The organism is Bradyrhizobium sp. USDA 372 (assembly GCF_053629095.1).
The window spans coordinates 4,120,537-4,143,949 of sequence record NZ_JBRJHR010000001.1 but is presented as its reverse complement, the minus strand read 5'-3'; the positions used below and the strand labels follow the sequence as shown (position 1 = coordinate 4,143,949).

Annotated in this window: 22 protein-coding genes, 1 tRNA gene and 2 pseudogenes; 14 read left to right on the top strand and 11 right to left on the bottom strand. The window is 65.0% G+C overall.

What is annotated here, in order from left to right:
- Window positions 1–36: 36 nt before the first annotated feature.
- The 8 genes from trpB to aroA all read right to left on the bottom strand — a co-directional run bounded on the left by trpB (window position 37) and on the right by aroA (window position 8,214).
- Window positions 37–1,254, bottom strand: a complete 1,218-nt coding sequence (trpB, locus tag AB7M16_RS19595) for a tryptophan synthase subunit beta (RefSeq protein WP_439365136.1) — start codon at window positions 1,252–1,254, stop codon at window positions 37–39.
- Window positions 1,251–1,922 carry a phosphoribosylanthranilate isomerase gene (locus tag AB7M16_RS19590; RefSeq protein ID WP_439365135.1) on the bottom strand — a complete coding sequence of 224 codons (672 nt, stop codon included), beginning with the start codon at window positions 1,920–1,922 and terminating at the stop codon, window positions 1,251–1,253. The genes trpB and AB7M16_RS19590 overlap by 4 nt, the downstream gene beginning before the upstream one ends.
- A gap of 67 nt (window positions 1,923–1,989) precedes the next feature.
- Window positions 1,990–2,382, bottom strand: coding sequence for a lipopolysaccharide assembly protein LapA domain-containing protein (locus AB7M16_RS19585; protein WP_212257926.1), 393 nt, complete (start codon window positions 2,380–2,382; stop codon window positions 1,990–1,992).
- A 79-nt stretch (window positions 2,383–2,461) separates the two neighbouring features.
- On the bottom strand, window positions 2,462–2,767 hold the full coding sequence (locus AB7M16_RS19580) for an integration host factor subunit beta (RefSeq protein WP_124162406.1): 306 nt from the start codon (window positions 2,765–2,767) through the stop codon (window positions 2,462–2,464).
- Between the two features lie 172 nt (window positions 2,768–2,939).
- Window positions 2,940–3,920: a signal peptide peptidase SppA gene (gene sppA / locus AB7M16_RS19575; RefSeq protein WP_260381533.1), complete on the bottom strand. Its 981-nt coding sequence runs from the start codon at window positions 3,918–3,920 to the stop codon at window positions 2,940–2,942.
- 347 nt (window positions 3,921–4,267) lie between these two features.
- Entirely contained in the window at window positions 4,268–5,974 is a 1,707-nt protein-coding gene (gene rpsA / locus AB7M16_RS19570; protein WP_172788603.1) for a 30S ribosomal protein S1, read from the bottom strand.
- Between the two features lie 267 nt (window positions 5,975–6,241).
- Complete coding sequence (gene cmk / locus AB7M16_RS19565) at window positions 6,242–6,880, bottom strand: (d)CMP kinase (RefSeq protein WP_172788604.1); 639 nt, start codon at window positions 6,878–6,880, stop codon at window positions 6,242–6,244.
- On the bottom strand, window positions 6,877–8,214 hold the full coding sequence (gene aroA, locus AB7M16_RS19560) for a 3-phosphoshikimate 1-carboxyvinyltransferase (protein ID WP_453944944.1): 1,338 nt from the start codon (window positions 8,212–8,214) through the stop codon (window positions 6,877–6,879). Before aroA ends, cmk begins: the two co-directional genes overlap by 4 nt.
- Window positions 8,215–8,372: 158 nt before the next feature.
- Between aroA and AB7M16_RS19555 the strand changes: the two genes are divergently transcribed.
- The 3 genes and pseudogenes from AB7M16_RS19555 to AB7M16_RS19545 all read left to right on the top strand — a co-directional run bounded on the left by AB7M16_RS19555 (window position 8,373) and on the right by AB7M16_RS19545 (window position 9,345).
- Window positions 8,373–8,780, top strand: coding sequence for a TIGR02300 family protein (locus AB7M16_RS19555; protein ID WP_172788606.1), 408 nt, complete (start codon window positions 8,373–8,375; stop codon window positions 8,778–8,780).
- A 95-nt stretch (window positions 8,781–8,875) separates the two neighbouring features.
- A tRNA-Ala gene (locus tag AB7M16_RS19550) sits at window positions 8,876–8,951 on the top strand.
- 158 nt (window positions 8,952–9,109) lie between these two features.
- Window positions 9,110–9,345, top strand: a pseudogene (locus AB7M16_RS19545) (GIY-YIG nuclease family protein).
- Between the two features lie 3 nt (window positions 9,346–9,348).
- Here the strand turns inward: AB7M16_RS19545 and AB7M16_RS19540 are convergent.
- On the bottom strand, window positions 9,349–9,807 hold the full coding sequence (locus AB7M16_RS19540; protein WP_172788607.1) for a MarR family winged helix-turn-helix transcriptional regulator: 459 nt from the start codon (window positions 9,805–9,807) through the stop codon (window positions 9,349–9,351).
- Window positions 9,808–9,962: 155 nt separating this feature from the next.
- Between AB7M16_RS19540 and AB7M16_RS19535 the strand changes: the two genes are divergently transcribed.
- The 11 genes and pseudogenes from AB7M16_RS19535 to AB7M16_RS19485 all read left to right on the top strand — a co-directional run bounded on the left by AB7M16_RS19535 (window position 9,963) and on the right by AB7M16_RS19485 (window position 21,848).
- Entirely contained in the window at window positions 9,963–10,388 is a 426-nt protein-coding gene (locus AB7M16_RS19535; protein ID WP_018645071.1) for an organic hydroperoxide resistance protein, read from the top strand.
- 179 nt (window positions 10,389–10,567) lie between these two features.
- The gene (locus AB7M16_RS19530; protein WP_453944943.1) at window positions 10,568–11,773 is read left to right on the top strand and encodes a CaiB/BaiF CoA transferase family protein; all 1,206 of its coding nucleotides are present in this window, start codon (window positions 10,568–10,570) and stop codon (window positions 11,771–11,773) included.
- Window positions 11,774–11,993: 220 nt separating this feature from the next.
- Window positions 11,994–13,311: pseudogene (gene ugpB, locus AB7M16_RS19525) on the top strand (sn-glycerol-3-phosphate ABC transporter substrate-binding protein UgpB).
- A 46-nt stretch (window positions 13,312–13,357) separates the two neighbouring features.
- Complete coding sequence (gene ugpA, locus AB7M16_RS19520) at window positions 13,358–14,239, top strand: sn-glycerol-3-phosphate ABC transporter permease UgpA (RefSeq protein WP_260381527.1); 882 nt, start codon at window positions 13,358–13,360, stop codon at window positions 14,237–14,239.
- Window positions 14,239–15,087, top strand: a complete 849-nt coding sequence (gene ugpE / locus AB7M16_RS19515; RefSeq protein WP_172788610.1) for a sn-glycerol-3-phosphate ABC transporter permease UgpE — start codon at window positions 14,239–14,241, stop codon at window positions 15,085–15,087. The genes ugpA and ugpE overlap by 1 nt, the downstream gene beginning before the upstream one ends.
- 6 nt (window positions 15,088–15,093) lie before the next feature.
- Window positions 15,094–16,182, top strand: a complete 1,089-nt coding sequence (locus AB7M16_RS19510; RefSeq protein ID WP_212257731.1) for a sn-glycerol-3-phosphate import ATP-binding protein UgpC — start codon at window positions 15,094–15,096, stop codon at window positions 16,180–16,182.
- A 269-nt stretch (window positions 16,183–16,451) separates the two neighbouring features.
- The gene (locus AB7M16_RS19505) at window positions 16,452–16,877 is read left to right on the top strand and encodes an Hsp20 family protein (RefSeq protein ID WP_025032962.1); all 426 of its coding nucleotides are present in this window, start codon (window positions 16,452–16,454) and stop codon (window positions 16,875–16,877) included.
- 50 nt (window positions 16,878–16,927) lie between these two features.
- Window positions 16,928–17,200 (top strand): BQ00720 family protein, encoded by a 273-nt coding sequence (locus tag AB7M16_RS19500; RefSeq protein WP_018645064.1) that lies wholly within the window; start codon window positions 16,928–16,930, stop codon window positions 17,198–17,200.
- A gap of 393 nt (window positions 17,201–17,593) precedes the next feature.
- Complete coding sequence (locus AB7M16_RS19495; RefSeq protein WP_212257933.1) at window positions 17,594–18,235, top strand: TetR/AcrR family transcriptional regulator; 642 nt, start codon at window positions 17,594–17,596, stop codon at window positions 18,233–18,235.
- A complete protein-coding gene (locus AB7M16_RS19490) occupies window positions 18,232–20,919 on the top strand; it encodes a molybdopterin-dependent oxidoreductase (protein WP_453944942.1) in 2,688 nt (895 codons plus the stop codon). Before AB7M16_RS19495 ends, AB7M16_RS19490 begins: the two co-directional genes overlap by 4 nt.
- Entirely contained in the window at window positions 20,916–21,848 is a 933-nt protein-coding gene (locus AB7M16_RS19485; RefSeq protein WP_453944941.1) for an FAD binding domain-containing protein, read from the top strand. Before AB7M16_RS19490 ends, AB7M16_RS19485 begins: the two co-directional genes overlap by 4 nt.
- Here AB7M16_RS19485 and AB7M16_RS19480 read toward each other — a convergent pair whose 3' ends face one another.
- Entirely contained in the window at window positions 21,849–22,577 is a 729-nt protein-coding gene (locus AB7M16_RS19480; RefSeq protein WP_453947228.1) for an AMP-binding enzyme, read from the bottom strand.
- Entirely contained in the window at window positions 22,466–23,389 is a 924-nt protein-coding gene (locus AB7M16_RS19475; RefSeq protein WP_453944939.1) for an AMP-binding protein, read from the bottom strand. Before AB7M16_RS19475 ends, AB7M16_RS19480 begins: the two co-directional genes overlap by 112 nt.
- Window positions 23,390–23,413 lie beyond the last annotated feature (24 nt).

Below are 23,413 nucleotides of genomic sequence, written 5' to 3'. Positions count from 1 at the left end.
CCGACGGGGAGAGGTGAAGAGAGTGCGACACACTCCTCACTTGTTCTTGCCCCTCAGGATGTCGCCGACCTGCGGGACGTCCTTGTCGCCGCGGCCGGAGAGATTGACGACCATCAGGTGATCCCTGGGCCGCTTCGGCGCGAGCTCCATCACCTTGGCAATGGCATGCGCGGGCTCGAGCGCGGGGATGATGCCTTCGAGCTTGGACAGCAGCTGGAACGCGGCGAGCGCCTCGTCGTCGGTTGCGGAGAGATAATTCACGCGGCCGACCTCGTGCAGCCAGGAATGCTCGGGGCCGATGCCGGGATAATCGAGACCCGCCGAGATCGAATGCGCGTCCTGGATCTGGCCGTCGGCGTCCATCAAGAGATAGGTGCGGTTGCCGTGGAGAACGCCGGGACGGCCGCCCGCGATCGAGGCGGCATGCAGCTGGGTGAGGCCATGGCCGGCAGCTTCGACGCCGAAGATTTCGACCGCGGGATCGTCGAGGAACGGATGGAACAGGCCCATCGCGTTGGAGCCACCGCCGATGCAGGCGACCAGCGAATCCGGCAGGCGGCCCTCGATCTCCTGCATCTGCGCCTTGGTCTCGTCGCCGATGACCGACTGGAAATCGCGCACAAGCGTCGGATAGGGATGCGGGCCCGCCACCGTGCCGATGCAATAGAACGTGTTGTGCACGTTGGTGACCCAGTCGCGCAGCGCCTCGTTCATGGCGTCCTTGAGCGTGCGCGTGCCCGACTGCACCGGCATCACCTTCGCGCCCAGCATCTCCATGCGGATGACGTTGGGCTGCTGCCGCTCGACGTCGACGGCGCCCATATAGACCACGCATTCGAGGCCGAAGCGCGCGCACAGCGTCGCGGTGGCGACGCCATGCTGACCCGCGCCGGTCTCGGCGATGATGCGCTTCTTGCCCATGCGCCGCGCCAGCATGATCTGGCCGAGCACGTTGTTCACCTTGTGCGAGCCGGTGTGGTTGAGCTCTTCACGCTTGAGGTAGATCTTGGCGCCGCCGAGATGTGAGGTGAGGCGCTCGGCGAAATAGAGCGGCGAGGGCCGGCCGACATAGTTCTTGAGATAGCCGTTCATCTCGGCCTGAAACGCCGGATCAGCCTTGGCCGCGGTGTAGGCCTTCTCCAGATCGAGGATCAGCGGCATCAGCGTTTCGGCGACGAAGCGTCCGCCGAAAATGCCGAAATGGCCGCGCTCGTCCGGGCCGCTGCGGTAGGAGTTTGGCTTGGCGATGTTCATCGGACGCTCAACTCTTGACTTGCATCTTTGCTTGCGCGCGCGGCGCGGATGAAGGCCTTGATCATCTCCGGGTCTTTCACGCCGGGGGCGCTCTCGACACCGGAGGACACGTCGACGCCGCCGGCGCGGGTGACGCGAAGGGCCTCAGCGAGATTGTCGGCGTGCAGCCCGCCCGAGACCATGTAGGGCAGTTTCAGATCGAGGTTTTCGAGCAGGTGCCAGTCGAACGGTTCCCCGAGACCGCCGGGCCGCGTCGCATCCTTCGGCGCGCGCGCGTCGAACAGGATGCGGTCGGCGACGGCGGCGTAACCGGGCAGCACCGCGAGATCGGCTGAGGTTGCGACCGGCACCGCCTTCATGACCGGGCGGCCGAAGCGGTGCTTGATGTCGCGCAGCCGCGCGACGCTCTCCTTGCCGTGGAGCTGGAAAATGTCCGGCGACAGCGCGTCCATGATGTTGTCGAGCGTTGCGTCATCGGCATCGACCGTGAGCGCCACCTTGAGCGCACGCCGCTGCACCTGACGGCCAAGATCGCGGCCGAGCTCCAGGGACAGGTGCCGCGGCGACGGCGGGAAGAACACGAACCCGACCATGTCGGCGCCGGCGCCGAGCGCCGTTTCGAGCGTCTCGGGCGTGGACAGGCCGCAGATCTTGACGAGCAGGGACATGGTCTCAAAGCGGGTAGAGGCCGCAGGTCCGCGGCCGGAAAACGGGGCTTTTCGGTCGGGGCCGCTTCTACAACGTCGCGCGCTGCTTGTCTCGCCCGACGGGCCCGTACAGGCCCATCCCGGAGGGAACGGGAAGGCGCTGGGACGCCGGCTTCGCCGCGGTCGCCTGGGCCCGCAGATCGGCCAGTTCGGCCCTGGCAATCCGGGCCTCCGCGTCATTCCGGCGCGCCGCGCGCCGCCAGCGCCGCTGGCCGAACCAGACGGCGGAGCCGCCCGCGACGACGCCCAGGGCCGCCGCCAGGATCAGCAGCAGGAACAGCGGCAGGGTGATCGACAGCGATGGGTCGTCGGCAATGAAGGGGTCGAAGGAGACGGTGACGAAATGCCGGTTGGCGACGGCGAATGCCACCAGGATCAGGCCCAGCGGAATCACGATCAGCGCGGTCAGGAACTTTCGCATCTCGCTTCGCTCGCCTTGAATCAAGCTTGCGGCCGCATCTGTGCGACCCGAAAAACCTCAAGCGCGCTCACATCGCGCTTCAGTCTGCGCCGCCGGGATCCGGATGGTCGCGGTTCAGCCGCTCGCGCATTTCCTTGCCGGTCTTGAAGAACGGAACGCTCTTCTGATCGACGGGCACATGGGCGCCGGTGCGTGGATTGCGCCCGGCGCGCGCCGGGCGATGCTTGACCGAGAAGGCACCGAAGCCGCGCAGCTCGACGCGATCTCCGCGTGCAAGCGCCGCTACGATCTCTTCGAGAATCGCATTCACAATGTTCTCGACATCCCGCTGGTACAGATGCGGGTTGTGCTCGGCGATACGCTGAACAAGTTCGGATTTGATCATCGAGAGATAGGACCCGGAAGCATGCGGATGACCATTTCCGTGAAAATACCGTGATCTGTCAAGACGCTAAATCAAGGTTGGGCGTCGTGAAAATACGTGACAAATGCCGAAAAAGCAGGCTGCGCCGGCACGCGCCGGACGGGAAAAAGCTCTGGAACTCGCCTGCCGACGGTCAGTTGGACGCAGCCGGCTGCCACAAGGCCAGCATGCCATCCATTCCGAGCCGATCCACCGCCTGTGCGACGCCGGTTTGCCCGATCTGGTGCGCGATCGAGCCCAAACCGAGCGCTTCCAGCGTTAATGCGGCCGCGGTCTTCAGGAACGGCAGGTCGCCGAAGCGCGGCTGGAGCTTGTAATCGCGCACGGGAAGCCCCTTCTTGACGCCCTTCTGCTCGACCAGCCAGGTCACGGCCGTCTTCTCGTCGCCGATCTGGTCGATCAGCTTGAGATCGATCGCCTGGCGCCCGGTGAAGACGCGGCCGTCGGCAACTTTTTCGAGCTGCGTGTCATCCATGCCACGCCGCTCCTTCACCATTCCCTTGAACCAGGCATAGGAATCCTTCACCAGCGCATCGAGCGCGGCGCGCGCCTCGGGACTGGTCGGCTCAAAACCGTTGGGCGCGGCCTTCAGCGGCGAGGACTTCACCTCCTCGACCTTCACGCCGATGGTCTTCAGGAGCTCGGTGACGTTGGGGTACTGGAACAGCACGCCGATCGACCCGACCAGCGAGCTCTGTTGGGCGACGATATGGTCGCTTGCAATCGCCGTGATGTAGCCTCCGGATGCAGCCAGGCCCTCCACCACCACGACCAGCGGCTTTTTCGCCTTGAGACGGACGAGCGAGTCATAGAGCTGCTCGGAGCCGGCCGTGGTGCCGCCGGGCGAGTTGATGTGAACGATGACGGCGGCGGCCTGCGAATTCTCGAGCCGCTCCAGCGCCTGCGTGCGGTCGGAATCGCTGCGGATCAATCCCTCGATGTGGACGCGCGCGATCGAGCCGGCGGACGCGAAGGTGCCGCGTGCACCGGGTGTCGCAATCAGCGCGAAGCTTGCAATTGCCGCGATCGCGATCAGCGCCGCGATGACGCGCCAGAACGTCAGCTTGCGGCGAATCCTGCGGCGATCGACGATGATGTCCGAATCGAGCGACATCGGAATATCTCCAAATGAAAGATCAGGCGCGTTGTGCCGTCACGGCGTGACCATCAGCCTATCTGGATACATCAATTGCGGCGCAATTTGAAGAAAACAAGGCCTGGCGGCGGTGCGGGCAGGAGGCCGCCACATATTCAGACGTCGTCCCCGCGGAGGCGGGGACCCATACCCCAAGGGAGGAGTAGTCGCGCGAGCTGTAAACAACGAGTCTTCGCCAAACTTGATCCTGTGGTTATGGGTCCCGGGCTCGCGCTTCGCGCGCCCCGGAACGACGGTCGCGTATGCCGCAATAAAAAAGCCCCGGCTTGCGCCGGGGCCTTGATGCAGCAAAACGAACGTTTCGCTTACTTGCTGTCGCGGTTCTTGAGCGCGGTGCCGAGGATGTCGCCGAGCGTCGCACCCGAATCCGAGGAGCCGTACTGCGCGATGGCTTCCTTTTCTTCGGCGACTTCGAGCGCCTTGATCGACACCTGGACCTTGCGGGCCTTCTTGTCGAACTGGATCACGCGGGCGTCGACCTTCTCACCGACGGCGAAGCGTTCGGCGCGCTGGTCGTTGCGGTCACGGGCGAGCTCGGAGCGCTTGATGAAGGTGGTGAAGTCGGTACCAGCGATCTTCACCTCGATACCGCTCTCCTTCACTTCGAGCACTTCGCAGGTCACGACCGCGCCCTTCTTGACATCGCCCGGCTCGGCGAAGGGGTCGCCTTCGAGCTGCTTGATGCCGAGCGAGATGCGCTCCTTCTCGACGTCCACATCGAGCACCACGGCCTTCACCATGTCGCCCTTCTTGTAGTTGTCGATCACCTGCTCGCCCGGAAGCTTCCAGTCGAGATCGGAGAGGTGGACCATGCCGTCGACGTCGCCCTCGAGACCCAGGAACAGACCGAACTCGGTCTTGTTCTTGACCTCGCCCTCGACCACCGAACCGGTCGGATGCTTCTCGACGAAGACCTCCCAGGGGTTGCGCATGGTCTGCTTGAGGCCGAGCGAGATGCGGCGCTTGACGGAATCGACTTCCAGCACCTGCACGTCGACTTCCTGCGAGGTCGACACGATCTTGCCGGGGTGCATGTTCTTCTTGGTCCACGACATCTCGGAGACGTGGATCAGGCCTTCGATGCCCGGCTCGAGTTCGACGAACGCACCGTAGTCGGTGATGTTGGTGACGCGACCGGTGAAGCGGGCACCCAGCGGGTACTTGGCTTCGATGCCCTGCCACGGATCGTCCAGCAGCTGCTTCATGCCCAGCGAGATGCGGTGCGTCTCGTGGTTGATCTTGATGATCTTGACCTTCACGGTCTGGCCGATCGAGAGCACCTCGGTCGGATGGTTGACGCGGCGCCACGCGATGTCGGTGACGTGCAGGAGGCCGTCAATGCCGCCGAGGTCGACGAACGCACCGTAGTCGGTGATGTTCTTGACCACGCCGTCGATGACCTGACCCTCTTCGAGGTTCTGCACCAGCTCCTGGCGCTGCTCGGCGCGGGTCTCTTCGAGCACCGTGCGGCGGGACACCACGATGTTGCCGCGGCGACGGTCCATCTTGAGGATCTGGAACGGCTGCGAGTTGTTCATCAGCGGCGCAACGTCGCGGATCGGACGGATGTCGACCTGCGAGCGCGGCAGGAAGGCCACGGCTCCGTCGAGGTCGACGGTGAAGCCGCCCTTGACCTGGTTGAAGATGACGCCGTTGACCTTCTCGTTGTTCTGGAACGCCTTCTCCAGCTTGCCCCAGCTCTCTTCGCGGCGCGCCTTGTCGCGCGACAGCACGGCTTCGCCGAGGGCGTTCTCGATGCGATCGAGGAACACTTCCACCTCGTCGCCGACCTTGAGGTCGCTGTCACGGCCGGGGCCGGAAAATTCGCGCAGCGCAACGCGGCCCTCGGTCTTCAGGCCGACGTCGATGACGGCCATGTCCTTTTCAATTGCAACCACCTTGCCCTTGACGACGGAGCTTTCCTGCAGGTTGCCGCCTGCGAAGGACTCGTCGAGCATCGCGGCGAAATCGTCGCGCGACGGGCTATAGGTATCAGCAGAAGTCGAAGCCATTTGTTCTCCAGTTGCGGATGTCTTGCCGGCCGTTGGGTTCATGGGCGCATCGCGCGCGCAGTGTCGGAAGGTCCGCAAGACCTTCGAGCGACCGCTCGTTGCCCCGGCCTTGCGACCAGAGCAGCGGAAGCGGGCCGGCTGAGGCCCGCGCGTTCGATACGTTGAAAGCTTTGTCCGGAACCTGGATCGCGCCGGTCCCGAAACCGGGACGAAGCGTATCGACCTCAAAGAGCGGGAGCGGGCACTTCCTCCAATGACGGCGGCGGCTTAACCCCGCGACCGGCCCGCTCGGACAGCCTCGATAATGTCGATGGCGGCCCGGACGCCGCCTTCTATATCCAGTTGGGAGTTATCTAGCAAGTAAGCATCCGGGGCCGGTTTTAAAGGCGCAATCGGCCGGTTCTTGTCGCGTTCGTCGCGCTGGAGGATGTCGGCGAGCACGGCCGCCTCGTCCGCATCCTCGCCCCGCGCCCTGGCTTCCATGGTGCGGCGACGGGCGCGGACCTTGGGGTCGGCGACCACGAAGATCTTCACGTCGGCGTGGGGGCAGATCACGGTTCCAATATCCCGGCCGTCGAGCACGGCGCCCGGCGGATCGGCGGCGAATTGCCGCTGGAAATTGACCAGAACCTCGCGAACCCGAGGGATTGCCGAGACGATCGAGGCGCCCTCGCCGGCTTTCTGGGTCTTCAGCGCAGGATTGCCGAACTTTTCGGGATCGAGCTCCAATGCGGCCTGCACCGCAGCCGCCTCGTCGTTGAGATCGTGCCCTGACTGCATCAGGGCATAGGCCACCGCACGATAGATCACGCCGGTATCGAGATGACGATAGCCGTAATGGTGGGCGAGACGCTTGCCGAGCGTCCCCTTGCCCGAGGCCGCGGGCCCGTCGATGGCGATGATCATGAGAACTCGGCCCCTAACGAACGCATCATCGGAATGAAATCCGGAAAGCTGGTGGCGATGAAGGCGGTGTCGTCGACGGTCACGGGCTGATCGGAGGCGCAGCCCATCACCAGCGCGGACATCGCGATGCGATGGTCCATGTGGGTGGCGACAGTGCCGCCACCCGGGACGTGGCCGCGGCCCTCGACGATCAGATCGTCGCCGGAGACCTCGACCTTGACACCGTTGACGCGGAGCATGGCGGCGGTCGCCTCCAGGCGATCGGATTCCTTGACGCGCAGCTCCTGCAGGCCGCGCATGATCGTGGTGCCTTCGGCGAACGACGCCGCCACCGCCAGCACCAGATATTCGTCGATCATCGACGGCGCGCGCTCCGGCGGCACCTCGACGCCGCGCAGTTTCGAGGCGCGCACGCGCAATTGCGCCATCGGCTCGCCGGCATCGCCCCGCACTTCGCTCTCCTCGATGGAGGCGCCCATTTCGCGCAGCGTGGTGAACAGGCCGGTGCGCAGCGGATTGGTCATGACATCGGACAGCACGACATCGGAGCCCTCGACGATCAGCGCCGCGACGATCGGGAAGGCGGCCGACGAGGGATCGGCGGGCACCACGACATTGGCGCCGTGCAGCTCGGGCTGGCCGACCAGCGTGATGCGGCGGCCGTGCTGGCCTTCCTGGACCGAGGTGATGTCGGCACCGAAATGCCTCAGCATCAGCTCGGTGTGGTCGCGGCTGGCCTCGGTCTCGATCACCGTGGTGGCGCCGGGAGCAGCCAGGCCCGCCAGCAGCACGGCCGATTTGATCTGGGCCGAGGCGACCGGGGTCTTGTAGGTGATCGGCAGCGGATCGCGCGCGCCCTGGAGGGTCAGCGGCAGGCGCCCGCCCTCGCTGCCCGCGGTGACCTTGGCACCCATCTTTTCCAAGGGATCGAGGATCCGGCGCATGGGACGGCTGCGCAGCGAGGCATCGCCGTCGAACACCGCCGAAATCGGGCAGCCGGCGGCGGCGCCCATGACCAGCCGGCAGCCGGTGCCGGAATTGCCGAAATCCAGCGGCGCCCTGGGCTGGGCGAAGCCTCCGACCCCGACGCCGTTGACCCTCCAGGCGAAATCGCCGGTGCGCTCGACCCTGGCGCCCAGCGCCTGCATCGATTTGGCAGTGTTGAGGACGTCCTCGCCCTCGAGCAGGCCCGAAATTCTGGTCTCGCCGACCGCGAGCGCGCCCAGGATCAGGGCGCGGTGGGAGATCGACTTGTCGCCGGGCACCCGTACTTTCCCGGTCAGGGGACCGCTGGCGCGAGACTGGAGCGGTCTCGGTTGGTCGGAATGGGTCAAGATTGTGTCCTTGAATAGGCCCGATGGGCTGGCGCGCAGGTATCACATGGTCCGCGCCCCGTCACGGGCATGTCGTTCTCCCGTAATGCGCTATTGACAGCGGGCCGCCAACTAGCCAAGTGAAGCACCGCTTTTCAGACATTCCCAGGATTCCTGCCGTGGCCAAGTCCGAACTCGGAACCAAACGTATTTGCCCGACCACGGGCAAGAAGTTCTATGACCTCAACAAGAATCCGGTGATCTCGCCCTATACCGGCGAAGTGGTGCCGATCGCTCCGGTTGCTCCTGCGCGCGCGCCTCGTGGGGCCGAGGCCCGCAACATGGCCCAGGACAACGCGCCGGAGCCGGCAGAGGCCGAGGAATTGGTCTCGCTCGAGGAGGCCGATGCCGAGGAGAACACCGGCAAGGTCAAGGCCGTCGTGCCCGAATCGGAGGACGATATCGAGGTCGACGAGACCCTCGACGACGATGATGACGACGATTCGACCTTCATTGCCGACGAGGAAGAGGGCGATGAGGACGTGACCGACATCATTGGTGATGTCGGAGGTGATGAAGAGACTTGAGATCAGCCCTGATCTGTGAAAAAGGGTGCACCGCGCGAGTCGGAAAGGCTCGCCGGTCCGGGGTGATCGACCAGGTTCACCCCGTCTAAGGTTAAGGGGCCATAGCTCAGCTGGGAGAGCGCTTGCATGGCATGCAAGAGGTCGGCGGTTCGATCCCGCCTGGCTCCACCAGCCTTCGCTCGCTTCGCGAGCTACGGCTCGGCAAGCCAGCCCCGCTCCATCGTAGCGAAGTGAGCGAAGGCTGCCGCGGCGTAGCCCGAAGGGCGAAGCCGGGCCCCATCAGATAGAACGCGGGTGTAAGCTCCCCCTCGACGACTGGGGAGTGTGCCGTGAAATACGTCTACATTCTGAGAGCCTCGATTCCCTTCACTTTTATGTCGGGATCACCGACGACCTGCGAACCAGACTAGCAAAGCACAATGCTGGCGAGGCGCCCCACACCTCGAAATACGGGCCTTGGCGTCTCAAGACTTACGTCGCATTCAGCAACGAGAAGCAGGCCGTCGCATTCGAGAAGTACTTGAAGTCAGCGTCCGGTCGCGCCTTCGCCAAGAAGCGGCTCTAACCCCTACTCCCCGATCACCGCATTCAGCCGATCCCTCAGCGCGACGATCTCGTCTTTCATCGCCACCAGCTCCGACACCGAGCAGTCCGATGCCGCCAGGATCGAGTGCGGCACGGCGCGCGCCTTTTCCTTCAGTGCATGGCCCTGCGGCGTCAAGGCGATCAACACCTGGCGTTCGTCCTCGCGCGAGCGGGTGCGCTTGACGAGATGGGCGGCCTCGAGCCGCTTGAGCAGCGGCGTCAGCGTGCCCGAATCCAGGAACAGCTTCTCGCCGATGTCCTTCACCGGCACGTCGTCGCGCTCCCACAGCACCAGCATGACCAGATATTGCGGATAGGTCAGGCCGAGCCGATCGAGCAGCGGCTTGTAGACGCGGTTGAAGGCGTGCGTGGCGGAATAGACCGCGAAGCAGATCTGGTTGTCGAGGCGAAGCGGGTCGACCGCCGTTGATTTCCGGGCCATGACGAATCTCGTGCGTTTCTCCCATTCTGGGCCCGGCCGGCGGCGCATTCAATTGCGAACAATTAAATGTGAGACGCGCCGATTTAGATTGCGCGCAATCTAATTGCCTGCGATAAAGCTCACACCCCAACCTGGAAAGACCCGAGGAGACGAAAATGTCCGTGAACGTCCTCTACAAGACCAGCGCCAAGGCCACCGGCGGCCGCGACGGCCATGCTGCGACCCTCGACGGCGCGCTCGACGTCAAACTCACCACGCCGAAGGAGCTCGGCGGTGGCGGCGGCGCCGGCAACAATCCCGAGCAGCTGTTCGCGGCGGGCTATGCTGCCTGCTTCATCGGCGCGATGAAGTTCGTGGCTTCGCAGGGCGGCCCGAAGGTTCCGGCCGATGCCTCCGTCACCTCGACCGTCGGCATCGGCCCGCGCTCGGAAGGCGGCTTCGGCCTCGACATCGATCTTGCCGTCTCGCTGCCGGGCCTTGCCCGCGCGGAGGCCGAGGCGCTGGTCGCCAAGGCCCACCAGGTGTGCCCGTACTCCAATGCCACGCGCGGCAATGTCGACGTTCGCCTGACGGTCGTCTGATCGGCAGAACGGATTGGCTGGCCCGGGATCCCCCTCGGGCCGGCCGCTTCCGACTGAATTTGCCACCGCGCGGCATGGCAGCGCAGCCGCGCATGCGGCCCTACGCGAGGGCCCATTGCTGGCGCAAACAAACCTCGCTAGGCCTGTGCTCGAACGACCGACACAGGAGAAGCGAAGGCATGAGTTCTGAAGCCGCAACGGGTGCCATGAGCGGACTGCGCGTCATCGATCTCACGCGTGTGCTCGGCGGTCCCTACTGCACCCAGATCCTCGCCGACCACGGCGCCGACGTGATCAAGGTCGAGCCGCCCGCGGGCGACGAGGTGCGCGAATGGGGCCCTCCGTTCCACGAGGAGGATGCGGCCTATTTCGTCGGCATCAACCGCAACAAGCGCTCGATCGGCCTCGACCTCGCCTCCGAAGGCGGGCGTGTCGTGCTGCTGAAGATGCTGGAAACGGCCGACGTCCTGATCGAGAATTTCAAGCCGGGCACGCTGGAGAAATGGGGCATCGGCAACGACGTCCTCGGCAAGAAATTTCCGCGCCTCGTGCATTGCCGGATCTGCGGCTTCGGCGCTGACGGCCCGCGCGGCGGCAACCCAGGCTATGACGCCATCATCCAGGCCATGACCGGCATGATCGCGGCGACCGGCTCGCCCGAGAGCGGGCCGATGCGGATCGGCGTGCCGCTGGTCGACATCACCACCGGACTTTATGCGGCGATCGGCATCCTGATGGCGCTGTCGGAGCGGCAGCGTTCGGGCAAGGGCCAGTTCCTGGAGACGACGTTGTACGAGACCGGCCTTGCCATCATGCATCCGCACACCGCGAATTATTTCATGCATGGCAAGCCGCCCTCGCTCACCGGCAACGAGCATCCGAACCTCGTGCCTTACGCCATCTTCCCGACCAAGACCGACAACATCTTCATCGGCGTCGGCAACGACGGCACCTTCCGCAAGCTCGCCAAGGAGATCGGCAAGCCCGAGCTCGGCACCGACCCGCGCTTTGCCCGCAACAAGGACCGCATCGCCAATCGCGAGGCGCTGCGCGCCGAGCTTGCCGCCGTGTTCAGCCAGCACGAGGCCGAGCCGCTGTGCAACCGCCTGCTCGCGGCCGGCCTGCCCGCTGGCCCCGTGCAGAAGATCGACCAGGCGCTGACCAACCCGCACACGATCGCGCGTGGCGATATTATCGAGAAGGACTGGTACAAGGGCGTCGCCTCGCCGATCCGGCTTGACCGCAGCAAGCCCAGCCTGCGCCGCGTGCCGCCCAAATTCAGCCAGCACGCCGCCGAGGTGCTGGGTGAGTTCGGCTACTCCAAGGCCGAGATCGACGCGATGGTCGAAAAAGGCACGGTCTGCGGTCCCGCGCGGAAACGCTAGGGGCCCTCACCCTTCACATCAACCAATGCCGCACTGCGGCGCGCGCACGCATGTGCAGCGCGAACGGCGGTGGCTGACCGCTCCGTGTTTCGCCTATTTGACGACTTCCCATTTGCCGGCGCTTGCTGCTTTCGTTTCTCCCGCTTACACAGTCATGTGAACGTCATATGGCGCTGCTAGCGCAAGCGCTTCTTAGTGACGGGCAAGGGAGGTTTTCTTGATGGCTCTTCGACATTTTGGCGCGGCTGCGGCTGTCGCGCTCACGGTTGGTCTCGGCGCCTCGCCGGCACTTGCCGTGACCGAAATCCAGTGGTGGCACGCGATGACCGGCGCCAACAACGACGTCATCGTCAAGCTCGCCAACGACTTCAACACCACGCAGAGCGACTACAAGGTGATCCCGACCTACAAGGGCAACTACGCCGATACGATGAACGCCGGCATCGCCGCGTTCCGCGCCGGCAACGCGCCGCACATCATGCAGGTGTTCGAGGTCGGCACCGCCACCATGATGGCTGCGACCGGCGCCGTGAAGCCGGTGTACAAGCTGATGGCCGAGACCGGCGAGAAGTTCGATCCGAAGGCCTATCTTCCCGCGATCACCGGCTACTACTCGACCTCGAAGGGCGAGATGCTGTCCTTCCCCTTCAACTCGTCGTCGACCGTGATGTGGGTCAACCTCGACGAGCTGAAGAAGGCCAATGTCGAGATCCCGAAGACCTGGCCTGACGTGTTCGACGCCGCCAAGAAGCTGAAGGCGGCCGGCCATGCCACCTGCGGCTTCTCCAATTCCTGGATCACCTGGGTCAATCTCGAGCAGCTGTCCGCCTGGCACAACGTGCCGCTGGCGACCAAGGCCAACGGCCTCGACGGCTTCGACACCGTGCTCTCCTTCAACGGACCGCTCCAGGTCAAGCATCTCGAAAACCTGGTCGAGCTCCAGAAGGACAAGACCTACGACTATGCCGGCCGCACCAATACCGGCGAAGGCCGCTTCACGTCGGGCGAATGCCCGCTCTACCTGACCTCGTCGGCGTTCTTCGGCAACGTCAAGGCGCAGGCCAAGTTCGCCTTCACCGCGGTGCCGATGCCCTATTATCCGGACGCCAAGGGCGCGCCGCAGAACTCGATCATCGGCGGTGCCTCGCTCTGGGTGATGGGCGGCAAGCCGGCGGACGATTACAAGGGCGTCGCGAAGTTCCTCACCTTCCTCTCGGACACCGATCGCCAGGTCTACATCCACAAGGCCTCCGGCTATCTGCCGATCACCAAGGCGGCCTATGATAAGGCCAAGGCCGAGGGCTTCTACAAGGACCAGCCCTATCTCGAGACGCCGCTGCTCGAGCTGACCAACAAGGAGCCGACCGAGAACTCGCGCGCGCCTGCGCCTCGGCAACATGGTGCAGCTCCGTGACGTCTGGGCGGAGGAGATCGAGCAGGCGCTGGCCGGCAAGAAGACCGCCAAGCAGGCGCTGGACGCCGCCGTCGAGCGCGGCAACACCATGCTGCGCCAGTTCGAAAAGACCGCCGTGAAGTAAGGCGACCAGCGGCAGGCCGTCACCGGCCTGCCGCTTCTGGGGCATCATGCAAAAGCAAGCCATTTTCCAGTCGAAGCTGTTGCCCTATGCGCTGGTTGCGCCGCAGCTCGCGATCGTCCTGATTTTCTTCTACTGGCCGGCCTTGCAGGCGGTGATCCAGTCCTTCCTGCTCCAGGACGCCTTCGGCCTCTCGACCAGCTTCGTCTGGTTCGACAATTATCTCGAGCTGTTCAGGGAGCGCGCCTATTTCGAGGCGATCCTGCGCACCTTCTTCTTCTCGTTCGCGATCGCGGTGTCGTCGCTGTCGTTCGCGCTGCTGCTCGCCGTGATGGCGGACAAGCCGCTGCGCGGCTCGATGCTCTACCGCACGCTGCTGATCTGGCCCTATGCGGTGGCGCCGCCCGTGGTCGGCGTGCTCTGGATCTTCATGCTGCATCCCTCGCTCGGCGTGCTCTCGCGGTACCTGCGGACGCTGGGCATCGACTGGAATCCGCTGCTCGACGGCGACCAGGCCGCATCGCTGATCATCCTGGCCGCCGCCTGGAAGCAGATCTCCTACAACTTCCTGTTCTTCCTCGCCGGCCTGCAGAGCATCCCCAGAAGCGTGCTCGAGGCCGCCGCGATCGACGGCGCGCGCCCGATGCGCAGGTTCTGGACCGTGACCTTCCCGCTGCTGTCGCCGACCATCTTCTTCCTCCTGGTCGTCAACATCGTCTACGCCTTCTTCGACACGTTCGGCATCATCGACACCATGACCCGCGGCGGCCCCGGCAAGTCGACCGAGACGCTGGTCTACAAGGTCTATTCCGACGGCCTGCTCGGCGGCAATCTCGGCAGCTCGGCGGCGCAGTCGGTGATCCTGATGATCATGGTGATCGTGCTCACGGGCATCCAGTTCCGCTTCGTCGAACGCAAGGTGACCTACTGATGGTCGAGGAAGAGGGCTTTCGGCGCTACGTCGCCCATATCATCCTATGGATCGGAATCGCGATCGTCGCCTTCCCGGTCTACATCGCGATCGTCGCCTCGACCCAGGACAACGCGGTGATCGCGAACGGGCAGATGTCGCTGCTGCCCGGCGGCCACTTCTTCGAGACCTACTACCAGACCATCTTCGTCGGCACGAGCGGCTCGACCCGCGAGCCGGTCGGCAACATGATGCTGAACTCGCTGGTGATGGCGCTGCTGATCGCGGTGGGCAAGATCGCGATCTCGATCATCTCGGCCTATGCGATCGTGTATTTCCGCTTCCCGTTCCGGATGCCGATCTTCTGGCTCATCTTCATCACCCTGATGCTCCCGGTCGAGGTCCGCATCTATCCGACCTACAAGATCGTCGCCGACCTGCACATGCTCGACAGCTATGCCGGCCTGTCGCTGCCGCTGATCGCATCGGCCACCGCGACGCTGCTGTTCCGCCAGTTCTTCATGACCGTGCCGGACGAGCTGTTGGAGGCCTCGCGCATCGACGGCGCCGGCCCCTTGCGCTTCTTCTGGGATACGCTGCTGCCGCTGTCGCGCACCAACATGGCGGCGCTGTTCGTGATCCTGTTCATTCTCGGCTGGAATCAATATCTCTGGCCGCTCTTGATCACCACGCGCGACGACATGCAGACGATCCAGATCGGCATCCGCAAGATGATCACCACCACCGACGCGCTGACCGAATGGCCGATCGTGATGGCAACCGCCGTGCTGGCCATGCTGCCGCCGGTGTTCGTCGTCGTCGCCATGCAGAAATTGTTCGTGCGCGGCCTGGTCGAGACGGAGAAGTAGAGACTTATGGCCAACGTCACCCTGCGCAGCGTCCGCAAAACCTATCCCGGCGGCTTCGAGGCCATCAAGGGCGTCGACGTCGATGTCGGCGACGGACAGTTCTGCGTGCTGGTCGGACCAAGCGGCTGCGGCAAGTCCACGCTGCTGCGCATGGTCGCGGGGCTGGAGACGGTCACCGGCGGCGAGATCGACATCGGCGGCCGCGTCGTCAACCAGATCGAACCCGCCGATCGCGACATCGCGATGGTGTTCCAGAACTACGCGCTCTATCCGCATATGAGCGTCTACAACAACATGGCCTATGGCCTGCGCAACCGCGGCATGGCCGAGGCCGAGATCAAGACCCGGGTCGAGGAAGCCGCGCGCGTGCTCGAGCTCTCCGCCATGCTGGAGCGCAAGCCGCGCCAGCTCTCCGGCGGCCAGCGCCAGCGCGTCGCCATGGGCCGCGCCATCGTGCGCCAGCCGAAGGTGTTTTTGTTCGACGAGCCGCTCTCCAACCTCGACGCCAAGCTGCGCATCGCGATGCGGGTCGAGATCCGCAAGTTGCAGCGCCGGCTCAACACGACGTCGATCTACGTCACCCATGACCAGCTCGAGGCGATGACGCTCGCCGACATCCTCGTCGTGATGAACGGCGGCCAGGTCGAGCAGGTCGGCAATCCGCTGGCGATCTACGAGAAGCCGGCGACGACCTTCGTCGCCTCCTTCATCGGCGCCCCGCCGATGAACCTGATGTCGACGCGGCCCGAGGAGATCCGCTCGCAGCTCGCCGGCAGCACTGCTGCCGATGCCGGCATCCTCGGCATCCGCCCGGAGGATTTTGTCATCACCGACGAGACGCCGGCCGGCGGCGTCGCCCTGCCGCTCACCGTGGAAGCGATCGAGCGCGTCGGCGCCGAAACCTTCGTCTACGGCTCCCGCGAACAGGAGGACCAGCGCGTCGCCGCCACGCCCGGCGAGCTGCCGCCCGGCGAGGTCATCGTCCGCATTCCCGGAACCCAGGCCCCCGCCATCGGCGCGAGAATCCGCGTCGCGGCGGTGCGGGCGAAGCTGCATCTGTTCAGCGGCGACGGTCGGAAGCGGATCGAGGCCTGAGGGGATCCGAAGAGCCAGACAACAAAAGTGCGAAAACAACCCCATGCACAGTAGGAGGGGGTTTGTTTTTGCTGGGATAAATCGCCTCGAAATTGGTCATGCCGGCCATGACGAACCGGAGACATCCGGCGAGTGGGGAAAATCGCCCATCCACAGCGATCCCCGCTACCTGCTTGAACCCACAGGGGAACATGCCCATATTGCTGATCAAGGGGTGCCGTTCGCGGGCCCTGATGCACCAAAGTCGCTTCGAGAGGACTTTGTAAACTATGTCTCGTGTTCCAACGCTCTCCAGTCCTTTCCTGCTGGGCTTCGACGAGATCGAGCGCGTGCTCGATCGGGTCGTCAAAGGCGCCGACGGTTATCCTCCCTACAATATCGAGAGGTGCGACCGCACGGACGGCCAGCCCGAGCGTTTGCGCATCACGCTGGCGGTCGCCGGATTTACGCGCGACCAACTCGATGTAACCATTGAGGAAAACCAGCTCGTGATCCGCGGGCGGCAGCAGGACGACAAATCCCGGCAATACATCCATCGCGGCATCGCCGCGCGCCACTTCCAGCGCACCTTCGTGCTGGCGGAGGGGATGCTGGTGCTGGGTGCGGATCTGAAGAACGGGCTGTTGTCGATCGATCTGGCCCGGCCTGAACCGGAGCGGATCGTTAAGACAATCGCTATCAATGAGCACGAATAATGGAACGAGTAGCGGACTCGACCGCTTAGTGTTCCAGAGGAGTCGAGACCATGAGTGAAGGTCACGTTGCGTTCGAATACGAAGCCAAGAACGTCTCTCCGGAGACGCTGGCAACCCTGGGCGAAGGCCATATCGCCTATGTGAAGCAGATCCGTTCCGAAGACGTGCCGGACCTGTTCCCCGAGGCGCCCAAGATCGCGCCGGGCCTCAAGCTGTTCGCCCTCCACGCCGCCGACGGCACGCCGATCATGCTGACCGACAGCCGGGAAGCCGCGGTCGCCAACGCCTGGAGCAACGAGCTGCAAGCGGTGAGCGTGCACTAAAGCACGCGCGTCGCACGAATAGAGTTTTGGCGGGCATGCCTTCGCAAGAAGGCGTGCCCGTTTTCATTTGAGAGGTGATGTCCCTGCCCGGGTGGGGACACTGGCTATCACATATGACTTGTGGCGGCGGTCTGCGCGCACGCCTCGTCCTTCGAGACGGCGCTGACGCGCCTCCTCAGGATGAGGCTCATCAGCGTCAGTGCCCGTTGAAACTGCTGCCGCGCACCCCGCCCTCATCCTGAGGAGCCCGCCTCAGGCGGGCGTCTGAAGGATGGCCGCAGGGGAAAACTCTCAACTCCGATAGCCCTGGCGTGCGGGGCGGCCTTCGTGCGCGCACGAGACCTCATCAATCCGTGATTTGACAGTTCCTGCATCTTTGTCAAATCTGACAACATGCAGGCCAAGGCCCCTCCCCAGGACCGGATCCTCGACGCCGCCTTGCGCGTGTTCCGGCGCCACGGCTTCCGCCGCTCCTCGATCGAGCAGGCGGCCGAGGAAGCCGGACTGACGCGGCAGGCGCTCTATCATCACTTCGCCTCCAAGGAGGCGCTGTTTCGCGCCGTGCTCGAGCGGATCTACGAGCAGGGGCTCGCTGCCGAAATCGCGGCAGCGAAGGCGGCGGAAGAGGCCGGCCTCGAGCTTGCCGACATCCTGGTCGCCGAAATCGGCGCGCGGATGCAGTCGCTGCTCGCTTCGCTCAAGGACTCGCCCCACACCGAGGAGCTGTTTTCCGAGCACCTCGCGCAGGCGCGCGACCTCTACCAGAGCTATTCCAACCGTTTCGCCGACGAGATCGCAACCACGATCGCGCGGGTGTGCCGCAAGCGAAAGCTTAACCTCGAAAGCGGCGTCAGCGTGCGCGAGCTCGCGCGCTGCGTCGAGATGGCGATCCACGGCACCAAATCCGCTTTCCCTTCCATGCAGCCGGTCGACGCGTTCCTGAAACAGCTCGAGACCATGCTGCGCATGCTGATCGCCGGCGCAATGGCGCCGTCCGCAAAGAAGTCCCACCGCAAACCGGGAGTTCGAAAATGACCACCACGACCATCAATGGACGGCCCCTGGTGCTGCCCGACGATCCGGATGCGCTCTTGATCGACGTGATCCGCGATGGCGGCCTCACCGGCACCAAACTCGTCTGCGGCTCCGGCGTCTGCGGCGCCTGCACCGTGCTGCTCGACGGCACGCCCGTCGTGAGCTGCCTGTTGCCGGCGCGGGCGGCCGCCGGCAAATCGCTGACGACCATCGAGGGCGTCGGAGCAGCCGGATTGCATCCGGTGCAGAAGGCGTTCATGGCGCACGACGCCCTGCAATGCGGCTTCTGCACGCCCGGCTTCGTCGTCGAAGCCACCGCCTTCCATGACGGCTGGCGCGCGACCAGGGGCGCGGCGACACCCTCGCGCGAGGAGATCGCCGCCGCGCTATCGGGACATCTCTGCCGCTGCGGCGCCTATGAAGGCATTTTTCGCGCGGTGGCGGAGGCTTGTTCAGGCCGCTTCGACGGCAACGATCCCATCGCGCCGCGGCTGGAAGCCCGCGACAAGGTGACGGGACTGGCCCGCTACACCGTCGACATCCGCCATGACGGCCAGCTCGAAGGCGTCATCCTGCGCGCGCACGTCGCGCATGCGAGGATCACGGAGCTTGATCTGGCGCCGGCGCGCGCCATTGCCGGTGTTGCCGCGGTCGTTCCGCTGCTCGACGACGACAACATGGTCCGCTTCGTCGGCGCGCCGATTGCAGCCGTCGCGGCCAGGGATCGCGGCACCGCACTGAAGGCAATTGCCGCGATCAGCTTCAAGCCCGAACCTTTGCCCGCGGTGATCGGGCTCGATGCAGCGCGACGCGACGATGCGCCAGTCGTGTTCGAAAAGAAGGACCGCAAACGTGCCGGCAACGTGTCCGAGGGCGCCGGCGGCGCTCCGGTGTCGTGGAAGGGCAATGTGCGCGGGCCTTCGGCGCCGTTCTCGCAAAAGGCCAAGCAGGCCAGGAGCTGGCTCGACGAAGCGCGGGCGCAACGCAATCCGCTGCTGGTCGAGGAAACCTTCCGCGTCTCGACGCAACAGCACGCAAGCCTCGAACCACATGCCGCGGTGGCCAGGTTCGATGGCGATCAGCTCATTGTGCACATCTCGACCCAGGCCATTCACGAGAGCATGGAGAAGATCGCCAAGCGTTATGGCCTTCCGCACGACAAGGTGCGTGTGATCGCCGATCATGTCGGCGGCGGGTTCGGCTCCAAGGGCAGCGTCGGGCTGGAGACCATCGCCGCAATCGAGCTTGCGCGCGCCGCGAAGGCGCCGGTGCGTGTCGCCTTCGATCGTGAAGAAGAGCTTTCCGTCGCCGGCTATCGTCCGGCCGCCGAGCTGAAGCTGTCCTTGCTGCCTTCGGCGGAAGGCCGCCTCAAGGCGCTGTCGCTCACCGCCCATGCGGATACCGGCGCCGCCGTGAACTCGCTGATCGCCGGCCTGGCGCGGCTGATCTATCCGGCCGAAGCAAAAGAGCTCGTCGACTTCGACGTGCTCAGCAATTTGCCGCCCGGCGCGCCGTTCCGCGGCCCCGGCGGTCCACCGATGTCGTTTGCGCTGGAGCAGGCGGTCGACGAAGCGGCGCTGCGCATGAAGGTCGATCCGATTCAATTGCGCAGGCTCTGGGATCCCGATCCCAACCGCCAGCGATTGTACGACTGGGCCGCCGGCCTCGACGTGTGGAAGAGCCGCAAGCCGGCCGCCTCGCAAACCGGCCGCTACCGGCGCGGCGTCGGCGTCGCCACCGGCTACTGGCTCTATCTCTGGCAGACCGGCTCCTCGGTCGAACTCGCGATCAAGGGCGGCCGCATCGTCGCAAGCTGCGCGGTACAGGATATCGGCACGGGCACGCGCAGCGTGATCGCGAACACCGTCGCGAAGGCGTTCGATCTCGAGCCGCAGGATGTGGACGTTCGCATCGGCCGCTCCAACCTGCCCCCCGGACCTGGCTCCGGCGGCAGCCGCGTCACCGCCTCGGTGGTGCCGCCGACCTTGCTTGCCATCGACAAGCTGAAAGCGGAAATCAAGCGCACCGCGTCTCGCACACCTGCTCCGGGCTCGAACGCGCCGTGGCGCGAGATGATCGCGGCTTCTCCCGATATCGCCGTGTCGGCGAGACGCCAGGAGGACGGCAGGCCGCCGCCCGGCGTCAGGCCCGCTCTGCACGAGGCGGGCATCATGGGCCGGGTGTTCGGTTGGGTGCTGCGTCTGATGAACCACATGGTGGTCGGCGCCGGCGTGCCGAGCTCGGTCCAGGTGATGGAAGTCGAGGTCGATACCTGGCTCGGCCATGTGCGCGTGCTCAACGCCTATACGGGCCTCGCGATCGGCAAGCTCGCCGCGCCGGCGCTGGCGCGAAGCCAGGCCGCGGGCGCGGTGATCCAGGGCATCGGCTACGCACTCTATGAGTCGCGGGAGACCGATCCTTTGAGCGGCCACATCCTGAGCGGCAGCATGGAGGATTACCGCATTCCGGGGATTGCCGACATGCCGAAACTGGAAGTGCATTTCGACGAGGCCGGTTTCGAGCATGTGCCGGGCGGCAGCGTCGGCATCGGCGAAGTCGCCACCGTGCCGACCTCGCCCGCGATCGCCAACGCCATCCGCGATGCGATCGGCGTGAGACTGACCGAAATTCCGTTCCGGCCCGATCGTCTGGTCGCCGCGCTGAAAGGGAGGGATGCAGCATGAGTGTCGCCGTCATGACCGCCAAGCCCACTGCCAAGCCCACGCCGGAATTCCGCGCCGGAGGCACCGACTTCAGCGAACGCCGCCGCAGCGGCGTGTCGCAGGGAATGCTGATCGATATCTCGGCCAGCGGCGACAAGACGATCACCTGGGACGCCGACGGAGCAGCCCAGATCGGCGCGCTGACCACCATCGCCACGATCGCGACCGACGCGCGCATCGCCGCTGCCTATCCCGGTATTGCGGCGAGCGCGCAAGGGCTCGCCACGCCACAGGTGCGCCAGGTTGCAACGCTCGGCGGCAATCTCGCGCAGCGTTCACGCTGCTGGTATTTCCGCCGGGCCGACATTGATTGCCTGAAGAAAGGCGGCAGCACCTGCCCTGCCCGGTCCGGCAATCATCTCTATGGCGTTGCCTTCGACCTCGGCCCGTGCGTCGCGCCGCATCCTTCGACCATGGCGGCGGCTCTGCTCGCCTATGATGCGACCATCACCACGGACCGGCGCAGCGGATTGACGATTGCAGGCCTGCTCGGCGACGGCTCGGTCTCGCACGCCGATCATACACTCGCAGCAGGCGAGATGATCAAGAGCATTGCGCTTCCCGCTCCGCTTCAGGGCGAGCGCGCTTCCTACAAGCGGGCGATCAGCCGGACCTATGCGGAATGGCCGCTGGTGGAGCTCTGCGCCCGCGTCGTGATCGCCGGCGGCAAGTTCCAGCTCGTGCGTCTCGCTGCCGGCGGCGTCGCGCCCGTGCCGCTTCGCCTCACCGCGGTGGAAGTCGCGCTCAGTGGCAAGACTGCCAATGCGAGATCGATCGCGGAAGCAGCGAAAGCGGCGAGTTCGGGCGCCAAACCATTGCCGATGACGGCCTACAAGCTCGATCTTCTGCAAGGGCTGGTGCGCGACGTGCTGGAGCGGCTTTCGAACTAACTAACCGCCGGAGCGACCTGCCAGCCGCGCTCGGATATCCGGCTTCAGCACCTTGCCGACCTTGGAGCGCGGCAGATCGTGCCAGACTTCGATCTGCTTCGGTGTCTTGACGCTGCCGATCCGCTGCTTGACGAAGGCCGCCAGCGCCGTCGCATCGACGCTCTGGCCGGCACGGGGCTGCACCACGGCGACGATCCGCTCACCCCATTTGTCGTCCGGAAGGCCGATCACGGCGCAATCCTGCACCGCCTCATGCGCCCGCAGCGCGTTCTCGACCTCGATCGAGTAGACGTTGAACCCGCCGGTGATGATCATGTCCTTGGCGCGGTCGACAATATAGAGGTAACCCTCGTCGTCGACGTAGCCGATGTCGCCAGTGTGGTGCCAGCCATGCGCGGAGGCCTCCGCCGTGGCTTCAGGGTTTTTGTAGTAGCCTTGCATCACCAGCGAGCCGCGGACCACGATCTCGCCGCGTGAACCGGTCGGCAGCAAGTTGCCGTCGCCATCCATGATGCCGGCCTGCACCAACGGGCTGATTCGCCCCGCCGAGGCGAGGCGCTCCATCGCGATCGTGCCATCAGCATTGTAATGCTCGCCAGGTGCCATCATCGAAATCATCATCGGCGCTTCCGTCTGACCGAACAGCTGCGCCATCGGCCCGATGCGCCGGAGCGCCTCTGCAAGCCGTGCGGCCGAGATCGGTGCCGCGCCGTACCAGAAGCATTGCAGAGACCCGAGCTTCGCGGAGTCGAGCCTGGGATGATCGAGCAGCATGTGTAGATCAATGTCGGCGGCAGGAAGGTGTGCGTGACATGGTAGCGCTCGATCAAATCGAGGAATTCGGCGATGTCGGGGTGATGCATGATCACGATGCGACCGCCGAGCGCCATGATCGGGAAACACAGCACGCCGGCCGCATGGGTCAACGGCGCGAGCGCGAGATAGACCGGACGCCCCTTGAAGGGATAGCCCATCAGCGTCAATGCCGTCATGGCCTCGATGTTGCGGCCCGACAGCATGACTCCCTTCGGCTTTCCGGTGGTGCCGCCGGTGCCGGGAATCATCGCGAGATCGTCGACCGTCTCGCGTTGATATGGGTCGGTGGGGAGGCCAGCGAGCCAGCCGTCGAACGAGGGCGCGAAGGGCAACTCGGCATCGAGGCAGACGAGGACGCGCAGCTTCGGCAGCTCTGCACGCACCGCCTCGACCATCGGCGCGAAGCTTGAATGGAACAGCAGCAGGCTGCAGTCGAATTGGTCGAGGATGAGCCGGTTTTCGGCCGCCTCGTTGCGCGGATTGATTGGGCACCAAACCGAGCCCGCGCGGGAGATGCCAAACACGCACGCAAACGCGACCGGATCGTTGCCAGACAGGATTGCGACCTTCTCGCCAGCAGCAATACCCGATCGCGCGAGCCCGCGCGCGACGCGGTAGCTCAGCAACTGCACCTCGCGATAGCTGAGATCGCGCCCGTCCATGGTCAGGCACGGCGCAGCGGCGCCGAGCGAGGCACCTTTGTCGAGGTAATCGATAAAGCGCATGATCAATCCCCGAAACGGCTGGCG

What these genes read in the sequence shown, in the direction of transcription:
- trpB (WP_439365136.1), bottom strand. Translation starts at nt 1,254, where the DNA reads ATGAACATCGCCAAGCCAAACTCCTACCGCAGCGGCCCGGACGAGCGC.
- AB7M16_RS19590 (WP_439365135.1), bottom strand. Translation starts at nt 1,922, where the DNA reads ATGTCCCTGCTCGTCAAGATCTGCGGCCTGTCCACGCCCGAGACGCTC.
- AB7M16_RS19585 (WP_212257926.1), bottom strand. Translation starts at nt 2,382, where the DNA reads ATGCGAAAGTTCCTGACCGCGCTGATCGTGATTCCGCTGGGCCTGATC.
- AB7M16_RS19580 (WP_124162406.1), bottom strand. Translation starts at nt 2,767, where the DNA reads ATGATCAAATCCGAACTTGTTCAGCGTATCGCCGAGCACAACCCGCAT.
- sppA (WP_260381533.1), bottom strand. Translation starts at nt 3,920, where the DNA reads ATGTCGCTCGATTCGGACATCATCGTCGATCGCCGCAGGATTCGCCGC.
- rpsA (WP_172788603.1), bottom strand. Translation starts at nt 5,974, where the DNA reads ATGGCTTCGACTTCTGCTGATACCTATAGCCCGTCGCGCGACGATTTC.
- cmk (WP_172788604.1), bottom strand. Translation starts at nt 6,880, where the DNA reads ATGATCATCGCCATCGACGGGCCCGCGGCCTCGGGCAAGGGGACGCTC.
- AB7M16_RS19540 (WP_172788607.1), bottom strand. Translation starts at nt 9,807, where the DNA reads ATGGCCCGGAAATCAACGGCGGTCGACCCGCTTCGCCTCGACAACCAG.
- AB7M16_RS19535 (WP_018645071.1), top strand. Translation starts at nt 9,963, where the DNA reads ATGTCCGTGAACGTCCTCTACAAGACCAGCGCCAAGGCCACCGGCGGC.
- AB7M16_RS19530 (WP_453944943.1), top strand. Translation starts at nt 10,568, where the DNA reads ATGAGTTCTGAAGCCGCAACGGGTGCCATGAGCGGACTGCGCGTCATC.
- ugpA (WP_260381527.1), top strand. Translation starts at nt 13,358, where the DNA reads ATGCAAAAGCAAGCCATTTTCCAGTCGAAGCTGTTGCCCTATGCGCTG.
- ugpE (WP_172788610.1), top strand. Translation starts at nt 14,239, where the DNA reads ATGGTCGAGGAAGAGGGCTTTCGGCGCTACGTCGCCCATATCATCCTA.
- AB7M16_RS19510 (WP_212257731.1), top strand. Translation starts at nt 15,094, where the DNA reads ATGGCCAACGTCACCCTGCGCAGCGTCCGCAAAACCTATCCCGGCGGC.
- AB7M16_RS19505 (WP_025032962.1), top strand. Translation starts at nt 16,452, where the DNA reads ATGTCTCGTGTTCCAACGCTCTCCAGTCCTTTCCTGCTGGGCTTCGAC.
- AB7M16_RS19500 (WP_018645064.1), top strand. Translation starts at nt 16,928, where the DNA reads ATGAGTGAAGGTCACGTTGCGTTCGAATACGAAGCCAAGAACGTCTCT.
- AB7M16_RS19495 (WP_212257933.1), top strand. Translation starts at nt 17,594, where the DNA reads ATGCAGGCCAAGGCCCCTCCCCAGGACCGGATCCTCGACGCCGCCTTG.
- AB7M16_RS19490 (WP_453944942.1), top strand. Translation starts at nt 18,232, where the DNA reads ATGACCACCACGACCATCAATGGACGGCCCCTGGTGCTGCCCGACGAT.
- AB7M16_RS19485 (WP_453944941.1), top strand. Translation starts at nt 20,916, where the DNA reads ATGAGTGTCGCCGTCATGACCGCCAAGCCCACTGCCAAGCCCACGCCG.
- AB7M16_RS19475 (WP_453944939.1), bottom strand. Translation starts at nt 23,389, where the DNA reads ATGCGCTTTATCGATTACCTCGACAAAGGTGCCTCGCTCGGCGCCGCT.